This window comes from Caulobacter sp. AVps18, from assembly GCF_058681425.1.
This window is the reverse complement of the sequence record NZ_CM178737.1, coordinates 1,552,604-1,567,648: the sequence shown is the minus strand read 5'-3', so window position 1 is coordinate 1,567,648 and position 15,045 is coordinate 1,552,604. Positions and strand designations below refer to the sequence as shown.

The following is a 15,045-nucleotide window of genomic DNA, read 5'->3' as shown; positions in this document are numbered from 1 at the left end:
AGTGGGAACCGGTTTTCGGAATGAAACGCGCGTGAAAACAAGAGTCTAGAGCGGGTGAGCTGATTCCATCAGATCACCCGCCCTAGCCCCGCCGCGCCATCCACTGCGCCCGCGTCTGACCCCAGATGTCGATGGGGTGATCCTCATAGGGCGCCGGCATCCGGCCAGGTCCGCGATTGATCGAGCCCAGCCGCTCGGCCACCTTCTGCGAGGGCGTGTTGTCCGGGTCGATACAGTGGATCACCTCGTCCCAGCCCAGCACGTCAAAGGCCCAGTCGATGGTCGCTGCAGCGGCCTCGACGGCATAGCCTTTGCCCCAGGCGTCGCGGGTCAGGCCCCAGCCGACCTCGGTTCCCGGCCAGTCCTCCGGCTGCCAGGGTCCGACCCGGCCCAGCCAACGGCCGCTGTCCTTTTCGATCAGCGAGAACATGCCAAAGCCGTTGATCGCCCACGAGCCGGCCATCGAGGCCATGCCCCGCCAGGCGCTGGATCGCGGCTGCACGCCGCCGATGAAGCGGGCGGTGTCGGCGTCGGCCATCATCTGCGCCCAGCCATCCAGGTCTTCGCTGGCGGTCGGGCGCAGGATCAGGCGGGCGGTTTCCAGAACCGGTCCAGGGGCAACAGCCATCTCGGATCCTCCCTCTACAGAACACAGGCCGCGAGGCCGTCGCGACGGACGGTCCCCGAAGCAGCGCCGATCTTGCGGGCCCGTTTTTTCACATACTTGCCCGGCTTGACCACCTTCCACTTAAGGGGGCTGGGCAGGATGGCGGCCAGGCGGGCGGCCTGGGGTCCGGTCAGCTTGTCGGCCCCGACTCCGAAATATCGCCGGGAAGCCGATTCCGCGCCGTACAGGCCCGGCCCAAACTCGATGGAGTTCAGATAGACCTCCATGATCCGCTTCTTGCCCCAGCCGATTTCGATCAGCACCGTGAACCAGGCCTCCAGGCCCTTGCGGACATAGGAGCGGCCCGGCCACAGGAAGACGTTCTTGGCGGTCTGCTGGCTGATGGTCGACCCACCGCGGACCTTGCCGCCCTTCTCGTTGTTCTCATAAGCCTTCTGCAGGGCATCGAAGTCAAAGCCGTGGTGGTCGCAGAACTTGGCGTCCTCGGCGGCGATCAGGGCGCGCGGCAGGGCGGGCGAGACATCGTCGATCGGCCGCCAGCGATGGTCCAGCCCCTTGCCCTCAGCGGCGCGGATCAGCATCAGCGGCGTCACCGGCGGCGGCACGAAACGGAACACCAGCACCGCCACGATGGGCCCGGCCACCAGCACGATGAACAGGGCCAGAAAGATGTTGCGCAACAGCCGCACGGATCGCCCCCAAACAGCCAAAACCGACTTGTCTTGACCCAACGTGCAGATGCTAACCACAGGAACCGCATCTGTCGCGGGACTTAAGGCCTGGGCCAAGGAGCGCAACATGAACGTTGTCGACGCCGTCAATCGCCGCCTGTCGGTGCGCGCCTTCAAGCCCGATCCGGTGGACGCCGGCCTGCTACGCGAGCTGCTCGAAACCTCGGCCCGCGCCCCGTCAGGCGGCAATCTCCAGCCCTGGCGGGTGCAGGCCATTGCCGGCGAGCCCCTGGCAGCGCTGAAGGCCACCATGGCCAGCCGCCTGGGCGCGCCCGACACCCCCGAATATGACATCTATCCGGCCAATCTGTGGGACCCGCTGCGCACCCGCCGCTATCAGGTCGGCGAGGATCTTTATGGTGCCCTGGGCATCCCCCGCGAGGACAAGCCCGCCCGCCTGATGCAGTTCGCCCGCAACGGCGACGGGTTTGGCGCCCCGGTGCTGCTGTTCTTCTCGGTCGACCGCCGCTGCGGCCCGCCGCAATGGAGCGACATCGGCATGTTCATGCAGACCCTGATGCTGCTGGCGGTCGAGAAGGGCCTGGACACCTGCGCCCAGGAGTTCTGGGCCCACTATCACCAGATCGTCCACGACCACATCGGCCTGCCCGAAGGCCACATGCTGTTTTGCGGCATGGCCCTGGGCTATCGCGACGAGACCGCCCCGGTGAACAACTGGCGCTCACGCCGGGACGATTTCGAGGCCTGGGGCGAGCTGAAGGGATTCTGAGAGCCGCTTACCCGATCGCGTAGAACAGCAGCGCCACGCCGCCGAACACATAGGCCAGCCAGGTGCAGATCATACCGGCGGCGCGCGGGATCGAGGCACCGCCGCTGTTGGACAGGCCGATCGCGTGGGTCAATCGGCCGGCGAACAGCAGCAGCCCCACCACATGAATCGCCAGGGGTGCCGCGCCGACCAGGGCCAGAACCATGATGGCCGCCAGACCCGCCGGCACATATTCACTGGCGTTGCCAAAGGCGCGGATGGCCCGGGCCAGCTCTGGAATGCCCTCGTCGCCCAGAGCGACCTTGTGCTTCTGGCGCAGGCGCACGACCAGCAGCGACAGGGTCAGCATCAGAAAAACATGCAGACCAACCCAGAGAGCGGCGGCGTGACCAGAGGCGATGGTGTCCATGGATACCCTTCAGAGCGGCAAGACGAGCCGCATATGGGCCAGTCTTGCGCCGGTCTGGCAACCGCTATCGTCGGCCAGGCGACAAAGCCGCCCTTCGATCTACTTTCCCCGAGCGATCGGATACAGCAGGTGGCGATCATCGTAAAAGGGCGTGCGACGATAGAACCAGGCCAGGCGCGCCTCGGGATCGGCGGCGAACTTCGGCTCGGCGGCCAGCTTGGCCTCGAACGCGGCCTTCAGCGCGGGATCGGCCGCCAGCATCTTCTCGGCCAGGGGCGCGATGGCGTAGGGCTCGATATATTCGACGCGGCTGAGCACTTCGGGGATCATGCCCCAGGCGAAAAAGCTCTCGCTCGACTGCGGTTCCAGCAGCAGGATCGCCAGGTCGCCCAGCGGCTGGTCCGTCGGCACCCGCACCGAGCCGACCGGGAAGGTCCAGTCGCGGGCCTCGGTCTTCACCTGGGTGACCGTGATCTGAACATGGCCCTCATTGGCGCGACCAGCCAGCTTGGGATCGGTCAGGCGCAGCATCTCGACGGGCAGGGTCTGGGTTGAGGCGAGAGGCTCCACGGCAATCCCGTGCAGCTTCAGCCGGTCAATGAGGTCCTTGCGATAGCTCGGCACATAATAGGCGGTCGGCCGCTTCAGGGTCAGGGTCGGGTGCGACCCATAGAAGGGCAAGGCCCAGGGCTTGGGATCGGCCTTGCCCAGCCAGCGCACCTCGGAGCGGCCCGAGGCGGGGCTGTCATAGGTCTCGTAGAGGATGCCCTTGAAGGCGCGGGTGGCGGTCGGCTTGTCGTCGGCGACAAAATTGGCCAGCACCTGCGCCGGGCGCAAGGCGCGGTCCTCATCAATGGCGGCGCGCAGGGACGTTCCCTTGTCGGCCAGCAGTTTCAGCGCCGTTTCGAGGAACACATAGGTTCCCAGCACCCGCTGGGCATGGGGCTTGAGGCTATGGTTTTCGATCAGGATGGTCGGGATATGGGCCGCCGCGCCCCAGCCGTTCGAATAGCGCTCGCCCAGGCCGCCGTCCGACAGACCCGCCTTGGGATCGTGCTCGTCGATACCGAACACCAGCTCGCCCGGGATGTGGCCCTCGGCCTCAAGGCTCTTGTTCATCGCCGGCTTGAACGTGGCGTCCAGCCAGCGGGCGATGGCCGGCGAGCGCGACCAGACGCCGTCCTCGCCATTGAAGCCGTAGGTCACGTCGTACTGGTAATCCATGCCGTCAGTGACGTGGATATCGACATAGAGGTCGGGCCGGTATTTCGCGTGCAGGGCCTTCAGAGCCTGCATCTCCGGCTGATCCAGCTTGAGAAAGTCGCGATTGAGGTTCTGGTTGGTCGCGGTGTTGCGCCAGCCCTGGATGCGAGGTCCGCGCTGGTTGGGACGGCTATAGGCCGATGCGCGTTCATGGCCGTCGACGCTGAGGATCGGGATCAGGATCAGGTTGACCTTGTCGAGCAGGCCGCCCTTGCCGTTGAAGGCGATGTCGCGCAGCAGCATCATGCCCGCGTCCTTGCCGTCGATCTCGCCCGGATGGATGCCGGCCTGGGCCAGCAGCAAAGGCTTCCGGGGATCGAGCTTTGCGCCGTCCTTGCTGGCGATCACCGCATAGATCTCGCGCCCCTCGGGCGAGACGCCGAAGGGCTCGATGCGGATCAGGGGACTGGCGGCGTCCAGCCGGTCGAACCACTGGCGGGTGTCGACATAGTTGGGGCTGAAATCATGGCCCGGATCCGCCTCGAACGCCGTCACCCAGGGATCGGCCCTGTCGCGGATCAACGCCTGGCTGGCGCCCTGCCAGGACGGGGCCGGCGGCAGAAAAGCTTCGTCCCAAGGGGCTTTGGCGGGCGGAGGGGTCTGGGACATGGCGAGACTCGGCGACAGGGCGGCCAGGGCCGCGAACAGAACGATACTTCGCATCATGACGTCCTCCCGCAGATGCGCCCCGGCGGCAAGTCCGGCCGCTGTGAATGCAGCCTCGCCAACGCAGCAGGCTGGAGGGTCTTGCCCCCAACATAGGGCGCACCATCGACGGTGTCGCGTCCGGCGAGTCGTCATCCCGCCTGCGGCAAGCCCGGAACCGGCACCCAGGCCCGGATCGATACCTCCGGCGACAGCATCTGACAAAGCCAAGGTTTGTCTGGGCGAGGATTTGTCCTAAACCGCCAGCATGACTCTCGATTGCCGCCTCTATCTGATCACCCCGCCGGCGCTCGCCGACCTCGACGCCTTCTGCCGCGACCTGGCCCGGGCCCTGGAAGGCGGCGACGTGGCCGCCTTGCAGGTCAGACTCAAGGACGCGTCCGACGACGCCGTCGCAGCGGCGGTGGCGGCGCTGGCGCCGATCGCCCGGGCGCGCGACGTGGCCCTGATCCTCAATGACCGCCCCGATCTGGCCGCGCGGCTGGACTGCGACGGCGTGCATGTGGGCCAGGGCGACATGACCTGCGCCGCGGCCCGCAAGCTGATGGGCAAGGACCGGATGATCGGCGTCACCTGCCATGACAGCCGCCACCTGGCCATGGAAGCCGCCGAGGCGGGCGCGGACTATGTAGCCTTCGGGGCCTTCTATCCGACCACGACCAAGGACGCCCCGACCACCGCCGATCCCGAGATCCTGTCGATCTGGCAGGAAACGATGGAGATCCCCTCGGTGGCCATCGGCGGGATCACGGCTGACAACGCCGCGCCGCTGGCGACGGCCGGCGCGGATTTCCTGGCCGTCTCGGCCGGGGTCTGGGCCTATCCGCAAGGACCGGACGCCGCGGTCGCGGCGCTGAACGCCGCCATTGCCAAAGGCCTGGCCGCGCGCGGAGTCTGATCAACATATTGCGGGCCCGGCGCGACGGGCATAGCGTCACCGTAACGATAAGATACGGGAGGCGACGCGATGTTCCATCGACTCGTGCTGTGTGTGCTTAGCGTAACGGCCCTGACTACGGCGACCGCCGCCCGGGCCGAGACCTGGAAACTCGCGCCGGGCGAGACCAAGACCTATTACGATCAGGACTTCCTGCGGGTCGACGCCAAGTCGGGCCTGGTCGTCGTGCGCATCGCCGAGGGCAAACCCGACGGCCCCTACAGCGGATGGCCCGCCAGCAAGGGGCCGATCATGATCTTCGCCCTCGACTGCGCCGCCAACCGCTGGATGGACCTGGGCATGGACTTCACCGGCGACAAGAGTCTCGGCAAGGGCTGGCGCAACGAAGACAAGATCGAGGACATCAGCGGCGCGGTCGGCGGAGCCGGCAAGCTGGCCTGCGAGACCCGCGACAGCCTGCCCAAGGTTGATCTGCCCTGATCCAGCCCTAAGCCTTCGCCGCCATGGCCCGGCACGCTTCGTGCCGGAAGCAGGTCACCAGGTGGTCATTGACCAGGCCGGTGGCTTGCATGAAGGCATAGACGATCACCGGGCCGCAGAACTTGAAGCCCCGCGCCTTCAGGGCCTTGGCCATGTCGACGGCCAAGGGCGTCTGGGCTGGAACCTGGGCACCGACCTCCCAGGCGTTCTGGATCGGCGCCCCGCCGACCATGCCCCAGAGCAGGTCGCCCAGGTCTTCGCCCCGCTCGCGCATGTCCAGATAGATCCGCGCCCCGTTGATCGCCGCGTCGATCTTGGCGTTGGAGCGGATAATGCCGGCGTCGGCCATAAGCCGGGCGCGATCCGCCTCGCCAAAGCGCGCCACCTTTTCGGGATCGAAATCGGCGAAGGCGGCGCGGAAGCCGTCGCGCTTGCGCAGGATGGTGATCCACGACAGGCCGGCCTGGAACCCGTCGAGCACCAGCTTTTCCCACAGGGCGCGGGAGTCGTACTCCGGCACGCCCCATTCGGTGTCGTGATAGGCCTCATAGACGGGGTCACCCGCCATGCCCCGCCATGTGCAACGTTGGATCTCGCTCATGGGATGGAGCTTGGCTGATTGGATCGGCGATTTCCAGAACTTTTCGTGAACAGACCGTAACGGTCCGTTTCGGCACCCGCCACCCGGACAGCCTCTGGGAGGCTGCCGGGGCTTTGACCTCAGGTTCGAAGGGGAGTTCTACCCCGCCAGAAAGGTCTCGACCTCGGCCTGGAACCTGACCGGCTGGTCGACCATGATGAAGTGGGCCGTGTCGTCGATACGGACCAGCTTTACGCCCTTCAGCGGGGCGTAGGCGGCGGCGTACCAGCCGTCGAAGGCGGACGCCGGGACCGGCAGGGTCTTGTTGACGGCGTAGAGGACCGTGGTTGGCGCGCTGATCTTTCCGAGTTCGGGCGTCAGATCGGTGATGAGGAGCTCCTCCATTGACCGGCCGGCCACGTCGCGGTCGCTGGCCAACGACTGATCGACCAGCGTCTTGCGGGCAGATTGCGTCATTACCATCGTAACGATGACCTGGTTCTGCTGGGCGACGAACTGATCGGTGGGGGCGTTGGTGATCCGATCGCGAATGGCCGCCGCCTGCTTGGCCACGGTCTCGGCCGTCGCGGTCGGGCCGAAATAGGCTACGGCCAGCTTGGGGAACATGTCGACGACCATCAGCCGGCCCACTCGGCCGGGGTGACGGGCGGCCAGCATCATACCGATCGTGCCGCCCATCGAGTGACCGATCACAGCGGGCCTGTTCAGCCCCTTGGCCTGGATATAGCCGGCCAGGCCTTCGGCGACGCCGGCCACCACCTCGCCGGTGGCGTTGCCGGCCACCGGCGCGCCTGCAAAGCCTGCCACCTGTACGACGTGGACGCGAAAGCGGCCCTCCAGCGCCCGGGCGGTGGGCGCCCAGATCTCGGCCGAAGACGACAGGCCCGGGATCAGGATCACGTCCGGTCCCTGGCCGCGCACCTGGACGGTGAACCGGGCAGCGTCGGTCTGGGCCAGGGCCGGACCGGCACCCAGGATCGGGCCGGCCGCCAGCAGGGCAGCGATCAAGGCACCGCGGCCCAGGATGTCACGACGGTTCATTGCAGGCCCGCTCCACCAAATCGGGACCATACCGCCCCCATACTTTAAAATATAAAGTACTTTTGCGTAAACTGCAAGCCTTAGCCTTCAGCCATCCAGAACGGGCGATCAACACTGACCGGACGACCGTCGACGGCTAATCCCGCACCCTCAATGCGGTCCAGCCGCAGCGCCGCCATCGCCCTGCCCCCGCGCCCCGAGAGCACCTCGCCGGCGCGGAGCTCGCCCGCCAGGATCTCGGCGCCGAAGGCTGGCGGCGGGCCGTCGAAGATGATCGGCAGCATGCGGGTCTTGATCGTCCCGCGCCGTTTCATGCGGCTGGTGGTCTCCTGGCCGACAAAACAGCCCTTCTTGAAGTCGATGCCGTTCAGCAGATCGAAATTGGCCTCGATGGGATAGGTCTTGTCGCTAAGCCAGTCGGCGGGGCCGGGCACGCCCAGCGCCAGGCGGTGAGCGTCATAGGTGTCTTCGTCGGCGTTTGCCGCGACCGCGACGCCATAGGCTCGCGATCCCAGGGCCGTCAGTCGCGGGTCGCGATAGAAGCCCTCGTCCGCCGTCTGGGCCTTATCGGACGGAAAGACCGCGACCACCGAAAGGTCGCTGGCGGTCAGCTCCACCTTGGCCCGCAGGCGATACATCGTCAGGCGCGTCAGGATGGCGTCGCGGTGCTCGGCCGCCACGTCCAGCAGGGCGCCGCCCTCGACCCCCGCGATAAAAAGGTCATACAGCAACCGGCCCTGAGGCGTGAGGATCGCGCCAAACCGCAGCTTGCCCACCATCAGGGTCTCGACATCCTGGGTGATCAGGCCCTGCAGGAAGGTGCGCCAGTCAGGGCCGCTGACGGCGATGACGGCGCGGCTGGTCAGGGGAGCGATCAGGGTCTGGGTCATGACGTCCATGTGGCGTGCGACAGCGTGTCGCGCCAGAGGGGAAGTTTACGGAAACTTGAGCAGTCATCGCGGGATGCGCCGACGCGCCGCCTGCCCTATACAAGGACGGATGACACAGCGGGCCTTCCCGATTCTCTTCATCACCGCCACGCGGATCGGCGACGCCGTGCTCTCGTCCGGCCTTATCCGCATGCTGGCCGACGAAATCCCCAATGCCCGCTTCACGATCGTGGCTGGTCCCTTGGCCGCGCCGCTATTCGCCCACGTGCCCGGCCTTGACCGGGTGATCGTAATGGAAAAAGGCAAGGGCAAGGGTCACTGGTTCAAGCTGTGGAACCAGGTGCGCCACAAGAAGTGGAGCCTGGTGGTCGATCTGCGCGGCAGCGCGACCGCCTATTTCCTGCGCCGCGACAAGCGGGCCATCTGGAAAAAGACGCCCGGCGAGATCGTTCACAAGGTGATCGACGCGGCTCGCGTGCTGAAGCTGGAGGGCGATCCTCCCGCGCCGCATCTCTACATCACGCCCGAGGTCCAGGCCCTGGCCGACCAGATGCTGGCCCCGCGAAAGGGCGAGATTGCAGGTCCGCTGCTGGCCATGGGTCCTGCCGCCAACTGGGTGGGCAAGGTCTGGCCCATCGAGCGCTTCGCCCAGACAGCCGGCCAGCTCCTGGGACCAGACGGCCCGATGGCCGGTGGCCGCCTGCTGATCCTAGGCGGGCCGGAGGACACCCGCATGGTCGAGGAACTGCGCATGGCCAGCGCGCGCGGCCGCTGCGTGGATCTGACCGGCAAGGTCGATCTGCTGACCGCCTATGCCTGCCTGAAACGCGCCGACCTGTTCATCGGCAATGACAGCGGCCTGATGCACATCGCCGCCGCCGCCGGGACGCCCACCGTCGGCCTGTTCGGTCCCTCTGATGAGCGTCGCTACGCCCCCTGGGGACCGCTGACCCGGTCGGTGCGGGGGCCGCGCACCCTTGAGCAGTTCCGCGCTGTCGATCCCGACTTTTCTCAAGCCATCCGGCACATGAGCGACCTGCCCGTCACGACCGTGGTCAAGGCGGCCAAGGCGCTTTTGGCGGAAGCATGGGCAGGGAAGGCCGAGACGGCAAAGGGTCCCGACGCCCCGGCGGAGCCGACCGACCCCGTCGAGGACGCCGCCCCGCTCGACCTGACCTGACCCTCTGCGACAAAGGCAACACCCATGAAGCCGATCCTGGCGCTGTGCGCCCTGCTGAGCCTGGCGGCGGCCCCCGCTGCAGCGGTCGCCCAGACCCCCGCCGACCAGTTCTTCGCCCGCCTCAGCCAAATCTGCGGCCAGACCTTTACCGGCCAGGTGGTCGCAGGCGACGCCGTTGACGATGCGTTCCGCAAGGCCCGGCTGGTCATGACGGTTGCGCGCTGCGACGCACGCGAGATCCGCATCCCGTTCCAAGTGGGCGAAGATCGCTCTCGCACCTGGGTCATCACCCGGCTGGACGACGGGCGGCTTCGCCTCAAGCACGATCACCGGCACGCCGACGGGACCGAAGACGCCCTCTCGCAATATGGCGGCGAGACCACCGAGCCCGGCTCAGACACCCTTCAGCGCTTCCCCGTGGACGCTGAGTCACAGGCGCTGTTCACCCGCCTTGACCGTGCGGTGTCCAACACCAATGTCTGGTCCCTGGGCGCGAGCGACGGCGTCTTCACCTATGAACTGTCGCGCCCCGGTCGCCTGTTCCGCGTCGCCTTCGACCTGAAAAGGCCACCCCCCGCGCCTTGAGGTCAACCGCAACGGTTGCCGATCACCGGCCGGGATCATGGATCGCGCCAATCGTAGGAGCGATCCCATCACCCAGACCGTCAACCTGACAGGGCGTGGTGGCGAGGTGGTCAGCGACCACGCCGCCCAGATTGCGCCGAAGCCAGCCGCCTATTGCGTCGCCACCAGCTGCTCGGCCGTCGACAGGTCGACGCTGACCAGCTGACTCACGCCGCGCTCCCCCATGGTCACGCCGAACAGCCGGTCCATACGGCTCATGGTCACCGGATTGTGGGTGATGGCGATGAACCGCGTCTGGGTGCGGCGGCGCATTTCGTCGAGCATGTTGCAGTAGCGGTCGACATTGGCGTCATCCAGCGGCGCGTCCACCTCGTCCAGCACGCAGATCGGGGCGGGGTTGGCCAGGAAGACGCCAAAGATCAGGGCGCTGGCGGTCAGGGCCTGCTCGCCGCCGCTCATCAGGCTCATCGAGGCCATGCGCTTGCCGGGCGGGCAGGCATAGATCTCCAGACCGGCCTCCAGCGGATCGTCGTTCTCGACCAGCCGCAGCTCGGCCTGCCCGCCGCCGAACAGGGCCTGGAACAGGGTCTGGAAGTGGCCGTTGATCACTTCGAAGGCGGCCAGCAGGCGCTCGCGCCCCTCGGCGTTCAGCTCTTCGATCCCGGCCCGCAGCTTGCCCACGGCGCCCGACAGGTCGGCCCGCTCGGTGCGCATGACCTCAAGGCGCGCGGCATATTCCTGGGCCTCCTCCTCGGCCCGCAGATTAACCGGGCCGATGGCGTCGCGTTCGCGTTCCAGGGCCAGCAGGTGGGCCTCGACGCCGGCGGCGTCCTTGGGCACGGCCACGGCCTCGCCGGCCACGTGGCGGCCCAGCTCCTCGGGCTCCATCCGTACCGACTCGCGGATCGAGCCGGCGATCTCGGCAAAGCGGGCGCGGGCCCCGTCCAGATGGGCCACCAGGGCGGCACGGCGCTCGCGGGCCTCGCCGGCGGCCTGGTCGGCGGCGCGGGCGGCGCGGTCGGCGTGCAGGCGAGCGGTCTCGGCGGCCTCCAGGGCATCGCTGGCCCTGGCGCGCCGGGCCTCGGCGGCGGCGAACTCGTCTAGAAGGACCAGCAGTTTCTGCTTGAGGGCGTCGGGTGCCTCGCGGGCGGCCTCCAGGGCGGCGGCGGCCTTGACGCGGTCGGCATCGAGGGCTTCGGAGCGCTTGGCCGCGCCGTCGGCGCGCCTGGCCCAGTCGCCGCGATCCCGCTCCAAGCCCTCCAGCCGGCGCTGTCGGCCGGCCCGCTCGCGGGTTTCAACATCCAGAGCGGTGCGGGCCGCGCCGGCCGCTTCGCGAGCGGCGGCGGCGGCCTGGCGGGCCTGCGTCAACTGCGGGGCCAGATCAGCCGCGCCGCCCATACCGGCCTGCTCGGCGCGAACGGCGGTAAGGGCCGCCTCGACCTCGGCATGTTCGGCCTGGAAACGGGCTATGGTCTCGTCCAGCGACTGGGCCCGGGCGGCCCGCAGGGCGGCGGCGCGCTCGAACTGGGCCACCGCGTCACGGGCCCCGGCCAGCAGGCGCTCGGCGTCCGGCGGTCCCCGGCGCCTGTCGCGAAGGGCGTCTTCGGCGGCCCGCAGCCGGTCGGACGCCGACTTCAGGGCGGCCGCCGTGGCCTCGGCGCGCGGGGCGGTGATGTCGATCTCGGCCTCGACCTCAGCCAGGCGGGTGCGCTGCTCCAGCCGCACCGCAGCCGGCCGAGGCGCATCGGCCCGGGCCACAAAGCCGTCCCAGCGCCACAGGTCGCCCTCGCGGGAGACCAGCCGCATGCCCGGCTGCAGGGCCTTTTGCAGGCGCTCGCCATCGGCCCGCTCGACCACCGCCACGAAGGCCAGGCGCGCCGCCAGTTCCGGCGGGGCCTTGACCAGCGGGGCCAGAGGCTGGGCGCCTTCAGGCCACATCGGTGCCGCCGCATCCGCGCCGCCCCAATAGGACAGGGCGCGGGCATCGAGCGCCGCGTCAAGGTCATCGCCCAGGGCCGCAGCCAGGGCGGCCCCATAGCCCTTGTCGGGCGAGACGGCGTCCAGGGCCGGGGCATGGCCGCTCTTGCCGCGCGGCGCGGTCAGCTGGGCCAGGCCCCGGGCCTCGGTCTTCAGTCGGCCCAGTTGATCCTCAAGGCTGCGGGCCAGCTGGCGGGCCATCGCCTCCTGCTCGGCCGCCTTGCCGCGTTCGGCTTCGGCGGTCTCAAGCGCGGCGCGGGCGGCGGTCAGGGCGGCCTGAGCATTGTCCAGCCGCTGGCGGGCGTCGGCGGCGGCTGGATCGGTCTCGGGCCCAAGGGCCGCGCGCTCGGCCTTCGCCTGATCCAGCGCCCGCACGGTGCGGGCCAAGCGCCCTTCAGCATCCGCCAGGCGAGCGGCGGCGGCGCGGGCCCTGGCCTCCTCGGCGGCGGCGCGTGCGGCCAGCTGTTCGACCACGGCTTCCGCGTCGGCGCGGGCCTCTTCGGCCGCCCTGGCGGCGGCGGCCAGTTCGGGACCCCGTTCCGGCGCGGCGGCGACCAGAGCCTTGATCTCGGCCAGTTCGGGCTCGATGCGCGCCAGGGCGGCCACAGCATCGTCACGGGCCTGGGCCTCGCGGGTCCGGTCATCGTCAATGCGGGCCAGGTCGGCCGAAAGGCGCTGGAATTCGGCGACGGCGGCGTCGGCCTCGCGCTCGGCCCGGTCCTTCTGGATGGCCAGCTGGCCCAGCACCGCCTGGGCGATGGCGGCCTCTTCGCGCAGCGGCGGCATGGCGGCCTCGGCCCGCGTGATCTCCACCTGGGCGGCGGCGGCGGCGCGGGCTGTGTCTTCGACAGTTCGCGCAGCCTCAGTGGCCTCACCTTGCGTGCGATTAAGCGTATCGCGGGCCTCGCTCCAGCGGGCGAACAGTACCGCGCCCTGCACAGCGCGGATCTCGGACGACAGACGCTTGTATTTTTCAGCCTGCCGCGCTTCGCGCCGCAACCGGTTCAGCGCCGTCTCCAGCTCGCGCGCTACGTCCTCAAGTCGCGACAGATTGGTCTCGGCGGCCCGCAGGCGCAGCTCCGCCTCATGGCGACGGGTGTGCAAGCCCGAGACCCCGGCGGCCTCTTCCAGGATGCGGCGGCGGTTCTGGGGCTTGGCGCCGATCAGCTCGCTGATCTGACCCTGACGCACCAGGGCAGGTGAATTGGCCCCGGTCGAGGCGTCGGCGAACAGCAGCTGAACGTCGCGAGCCCGCACCTCGCGGCCATTGATGCGATAGGTCGAGCCCTCGCCCCGGTCGATGCGGCGCACCACCTCCAGCACGGGATCGTCATTGAACTGGGCCGGCGCGGTGCGGTCGGCATTGTCGATGGTCAGGGTGACGTCGGCGTGGTTGCGGGCGGGGCGATTGCCACTGCCGGCGAAGATCACGTCGTCCATGCCGCCGGCCCGCATGGCCTTGGCCGAATTGGCCCCCATCACCCAGCGCAGGGCTTCCAGCAGGTTGGACTTGCCACAACCATTGGGACCGACAATGCCCGTCAGGCCAGGCTCAATCCGAAACTCGGTCGGCTCGACGAAGGACTTGAAGCCCGTAAGGCGAAGGCGCTGAAACTGCACGGAGGCGGCCCCTCCCGCCTCAGCCCTTGGCCGGAACGGCCAGGGCCTTTTTCAGAACGTCGATCGTGACCTCGCCCTGCAGACGACGGCCATCCAGGATGAAGGTCGGGGTGCCCTGCACGCCATCGCGCAGGGCCGCGGTCTCGACCCGCTTGTTCAGCTCGGCCAGGGCGGCCTGGTCCTGAAGCGCGGCGGTGAACTGGGCCTCGGTCAGGCCAAATGTCTTGCCGATCGCGAGCAGGCCCTCCCAAAGCTCACCGCTCTGGAAGATGGCCGACTGCCGAGCGAACACCATGTCGAGCACGGCGAAATAGCGCGCCGCCCCCACCCGGCGGGCCAGCAAAAAGGCCGCCGCCGCGAACTCGACCGGCCCGGTCAGGAACTCGCGGAACACCAGTCGCACCTTGCCGGTGTCGATATAGGTCTTGCGGATCGCCGGCAGGTCATGAGTCCACCAGTGACCACAGCCGGGGCAGGAGGGCGAGGCGAAAACCACCAGCTGGGCCGGGGCCTTGGGCGAGCCCATCAGCATGTCGCCCGGCGCGGCCGGCAAGGGCGCAGCGCGCGCCGACGCCACCGGCGCGGCCGCAAGGGCCAGGCCAGAAGCGATCAGCGCGCGACGGTCGAAAGTCAAAGCGGCCCGCCCCTACTTGGAGGCTTCAGCAATGGCGACGTCTAGCTCGGCCAGGCTGCGTTCGCCGCCCTCGGCCGCGCCCACCTTCTTGCCGTTGACGACGAAGGTGGGGGTGCCCTGGATGTCCTGTTCGCGGCTGTATTTTTCGATGCGGTCGTTCATGGCCTTGAGCGCCTTTTCGTCGGTGACGCAGGCGTTGAACTTGGCCTCGTCCATGCCGGCGGCCTGGGCTACGCGCAGCAGAACTTCGCGGTACTGGCCGGTGGTGAACATCTCTTCCTGGCTGCGATAGACCGAGTCCACCACCTGGAAATACTTGTCCTTGCCCGAGCAACGGGCCAGCAGGAAGGCGGCGGCGGCCACTTCGTTGGGCGGGGTCAGGACCTCGCGATAGACGTAATTGACCTTGCCGGTATCGACGTACTTCTTCTTGAAGTCGGGATAGACCTCCTCGTTCCAGCGGGCACAGTGGCTGCACGAGGCCGAGGCGTACTCGATGACCGTGATCTTGGACTTGGGATCGCCCAGGCTCATGTCTTCGGCGGTGACTGTATCCTTCTTGGCGCAGCCGGCGAGCGCGACGCCCAGGGTGGCGGTAAGGGCGGCGGCGGTCAGGAGCCGGCGGGTCAGCGGACGCATGATCGGTGTTCCTTGAAGCAAGAGCAGTGAAGTAAAGCGCGATTCTTTAGGCCGCGCGAAAGCGGCGGGCATA

Annotated in this window: 16 protein-coding genes; 6 read left to right on the top strand and 10 right to left on the bottom strand. The window is 68.3% G+C overall.

Annotation, left to right across the window (positions count from 1 at the left end; all coding sequences use genetic code 11):
* Positions 1-82: 82 nt before the first annotated feature.
* Entirely contained in the window at positions 83-628 is a 546-nt protein-coding gene (locus ACW179_RS07325; protein WP_492063642.1) for a GNAT family N-acetyltransferase, read from the bottom strand.
* 14 nt (positions 629-642) lie between these two features.
* On the bottom strand, positions 643-1,317 hold the full coding sequence (gene mtgA, locus ACW179_RS07320) for a monofunctional biosynthetic peptidoglycan transglycosylase (RefSeq protein ID WP_492063641.1): 675 nt from the start codon (positions 1,315-1,317) through the stop codon (positions 643-645).
* Positions 1,318-1,426: 109 nt separating this feature from the next.
* On the opposite strand from mtgA, the gene ACW179_RS07315 reads away from it, so the two are divergent.
* The gene (locus ACW179_RS07315) at positions 1,427-2,089 is read left to right on the top strand and encodes a nitroreductase (RefSeq protein WP_492063640.1); all 663 of its coding nucleotides are present in this window, start codon (positions 1,427-1,429) and stop codon (positions 2,087-2,089) included.
* A gap of 7 nt (positions 2,090-2,096) precedes the next feature.
* On the opposite strand, the gene ACW179_RS07310 is transcribed toward ACW179_RS07315, so the two are convergent.
* Together ACW179_RS07310 and ACW179_RS07305 are read right to left on the bottom strand one after the other, a co-directional pair.
* The gene (locus ACW179_RS07310; RefSeq protein ID WP_492063639.1) at positions 2,097-2,498 is read right to left on the bottom strand and encodes an MAPEG family protein; all 402 of its coding nucleotides are present in this window, start codon (positions 2,496-2,498) and stop codon (positions 2,097-2,099) included.
* Between the two features lie 99 nt (positions 2,499-2,597).
* Positions 2,598-4,424, bottom strand: coding sequence for a M14 family metallopeptidase (locus ACW179_RS07305; protein ID WP_492064266.1), 1,827 nt, complete (start codon positions 4,422-4,424; stop codon positions 2,598-2,600).
* A 250-nt stretch (positions 4,425-4,674) separates the two neighbouring features.
* On the opposite strand from ACW179_RS07305, the gene thiE reads away from it, so the two are divergent.
* Both thiE and ACW179_RS07295 read left to right on the top strand, forming a co-directional pair.
* On the top strand, positions 4,675-5,325 hold the full coding sequence (thiE, locus tag ACW179_RS07300) for a thiamine phosphate synthase (RefSeq protein WP_492063638.1): 651 nt from the start codon (positions 4,675-4,677) through the stop codon (positions 5,323-5,325).
* Positions 5,326-5,394: 69 nt separating this feature from the next.
* A complete protein-coding gene (locus ACW179_RS07295) occupies positions 5,395-5,805 on the top strand; it encodes a hypothetical protein (protein ID WP_492063637.1) in 411 nt (136 codons plus the stop codon).
* A 7-nt stretch (positions 5,806-5,812) separates the two neighbouring features.
* Here ACW179_RS07295 and ACW179_RS07290 read toward each other — a convergent pair whose 3' ends face one another.
* The 3 genes from ACW179_RS07290 to ygfZ all read right to left on the bottom strand — a co-directional run bounded on the left by ACW179_RS07290 (position 5,813) and on the right by ygfZ (position 8,337).
* On the bottom strand, positions 5,813-6,406 hold the full coding sequence (locus tag ACW179_RS07290; protein WP_492063636.1) for a DNA-3-methyladenine glycosylase I: 594 nt from the start codon (positions 6,404-6,406) through the stop codon (positions 5,813-5,815).
* Between the two features lie 138 nt (positions 6,407-6,544).
* Entirely contained in the window at positions 6,545-7,447 is a 903-nt protein-coding gene (locus ACW179_RS07285; protein WP_492063635.1) for an alpha/beta fold hydrolase, read from the bottom strand.
* An 80-nt stretch (positions 7,448-7,527) separates the two neighbouring features.
* Positions 7,528-8,337, bottom strand: coding sequence for a CAF17-like 4Fe-4S cluster assembly/insertion protein YgfZ (gene ygfZ / locus ACW179_RS07280; RefSeq protein ID WP_492063634.1), 810 nt, complete (start codon positions 8,335-8,337; stop codon positions 7,528-7,530).
* 109 nt (positions 8,338-8,446) lie between these two features.
* Here ygfZ and ACW179_RS07275 point away from each other — a divergent pair, with 109 nt between their 5' ends.
* From ACW179_RS07275 to ACW179_RS07265, 3 genes are read left to right on the top strand one after another with little or no spacing between them, the layout of a single operon-like run.
* Entirely contained in the window at positions 8,447-9,517 is a 1,071-nt protein-coding gene (locus ACW179_RS07275; RefSeq protein ID WP_492063633.1) for a glycosyltransferase family 9 protein, read from the top strand.
* A gap of 24 nt (positions 9,518-9,541) precedes the next feature.
* Entirely contained in the window at positions 9,542-10,102 is a 561-nt protein-coding gene (locus tag ACW179_RS07270; RefSeq protein ID WP_492063632.1) for a hypothetical protein, read from the top strand.
* A 37-nt stretch (positions 10,103-10,139) separates the two neighbouring features.
* Positions 10,140-10,307, top strand: coding sequence for a hypothetical protein (locus tag ACW179_RS07265; RefSeq protein WP_492063631.1), 168 nt, complete (start codon positions 10,140-10,142; stop codon positions 10,305-10,307).
* Here the strand turns inward: ACW179_RS07265 and smc are convergent.
* Genes smc through ACW179_RS07250 form a run of 3 tightly spaced genes read right to left on the bottom strand, consistent with a single transcriptional unit; the run spans position 10,253 to position 14,972 of the window.
* Positions 10,253-13,699, bottom strand: a complete 3,447-nt coding sequence (gene smc / locus ACW179_RS07260) for a chromosome segregation protein SMC (protein ID WP_492063630.1) — start codon at positions 13,697-13,699, stop codon at positions 10,253-10,255. The genes ACW179_RS07265 and smc overlap by 55 nt on opposite strands.
* 19 nt (positions 13,700-13,718) lie before the next feature.
* Complete coding sequence (locus tag ACW179_RS07255; RefSeq protein ID WP_492063629.1) at positions 13,719-14,333, bottom strand: DsbA family protein; 615 nt, start codon at positions 14,331-14,333, stop codon at positions 13,719-13,721.
* Positions 14,334-14,345: 12 nt separating this feature from the next.
* Positions 14,346-14,972 carry a DsbA family protein gene (locus ACW179_RS07250; RefSeq protein ID WP_492063628.1) on the bottom strand — a complete coding sequence of 209 codons (627 nt, stop codon included), beginning with the start codon at positions 14,970-14,972 and terminating at the stop codon, positions 14,346-14,348.
* Positions 14,973-15,045: the final 73 nt, after the last annotated feature.

Excerpts from the sequence above, each read along its gene's own strand:
- ACW179_RS07325 (WP_492063642.1), bottom strand. The coding sequence starts at position 628 with ATGGCTGTTGCCCCTGGACCGGTTCTGGAAACCGCCCGCCTGATCCTG.
- ACW179_RS07315 (WP_492063640.1), top strand. The coding sequence starts at position 1,427 with ATGAACGTTGTCGACGCCGTCAATCGCCGCCTGTCGGTGCGCGCCTTC.
- ACW179_RS07310 (WP_492063639.1), bottom strand. The coding sequence starts at position 2,498 with ATGGACACCATCGCCTCTGGTCACGCCGCCGCTCTCTGGGTTGGTCTG.
- ACW179_RS07305 (WP_492064266.1), bottom strand. The coding sequence starts at position 4,424 with ATGCGAAGTATCGTTCTGTTCGCGGCCCTGGCCGCCCTGTCGCCGAGT.
- thiE (WP_492063638.1), top strand. The coding sequence starts at position 4,675 with ATGACTCTCGATTGCCGCCTCTATCTGATCACCCCGCCGGCGCTCGCC.
- ACW179_RS07295 (WP_492063637.1), top strand. The coding sequence starts at position 5,395 with ATGTTCCATCGACTCGTGCTGTGTGTGCTTAGCGTAACGGCCCTGACT.
- ACW179_RS07290 (WP_492063636.1), bottom strand. The coding sequence starts at position 6,406 with ATGAGCGAGATCCAACGTTGCACATGGCGGGGCATGGCGGGTGACCCC.
- ACW179_RS07285 (WP_492063635.1), bottom strand. The coding sequence starts at position 7,447 with ATGAACCGTCGTGACATCCTGGGCCGCGGTGCCTTGATCGCTGCCCTG.
- ygfZ (WP_492063634.1), bottom strand. The coding sequence starts at position 8,337 with ATGACCCAGACCCTGATCGCTCCCCTGACCAGCCGCGCCGTCATCGCC.
- ACW179_RS07275 (WP_492063633.1), top strand. The coding sequence starts at position 8,447 with ATGACACAGCGGGCCTTCCCGATTCTCTTCATCACCGCCACGCGGATC.
- ACW179_RS07270 (WP_492063632.1), top strand. The coding sequence starts at position 9,542 with ATGAAGCCGATCCTGGCGCTGTGCGCCCTGCTGAGCCTGGCGGCGGCC.
- ACW179_RS07265 (WP_492063631.1), top strand. The coding sequence starts at position 10,140 with ATGGATCGCGCCAATCGTAGGAGCGATCCCATCACCCAGACCGTCAAC.
- ACW179_RS07250 (WP_492063628.1), bottom strand. The coding sequence starts at position 14,972 with ATGCGTCCGCTGACCCGCCGGCTCCTGACCGCCGCCGCCCTTACCGCC.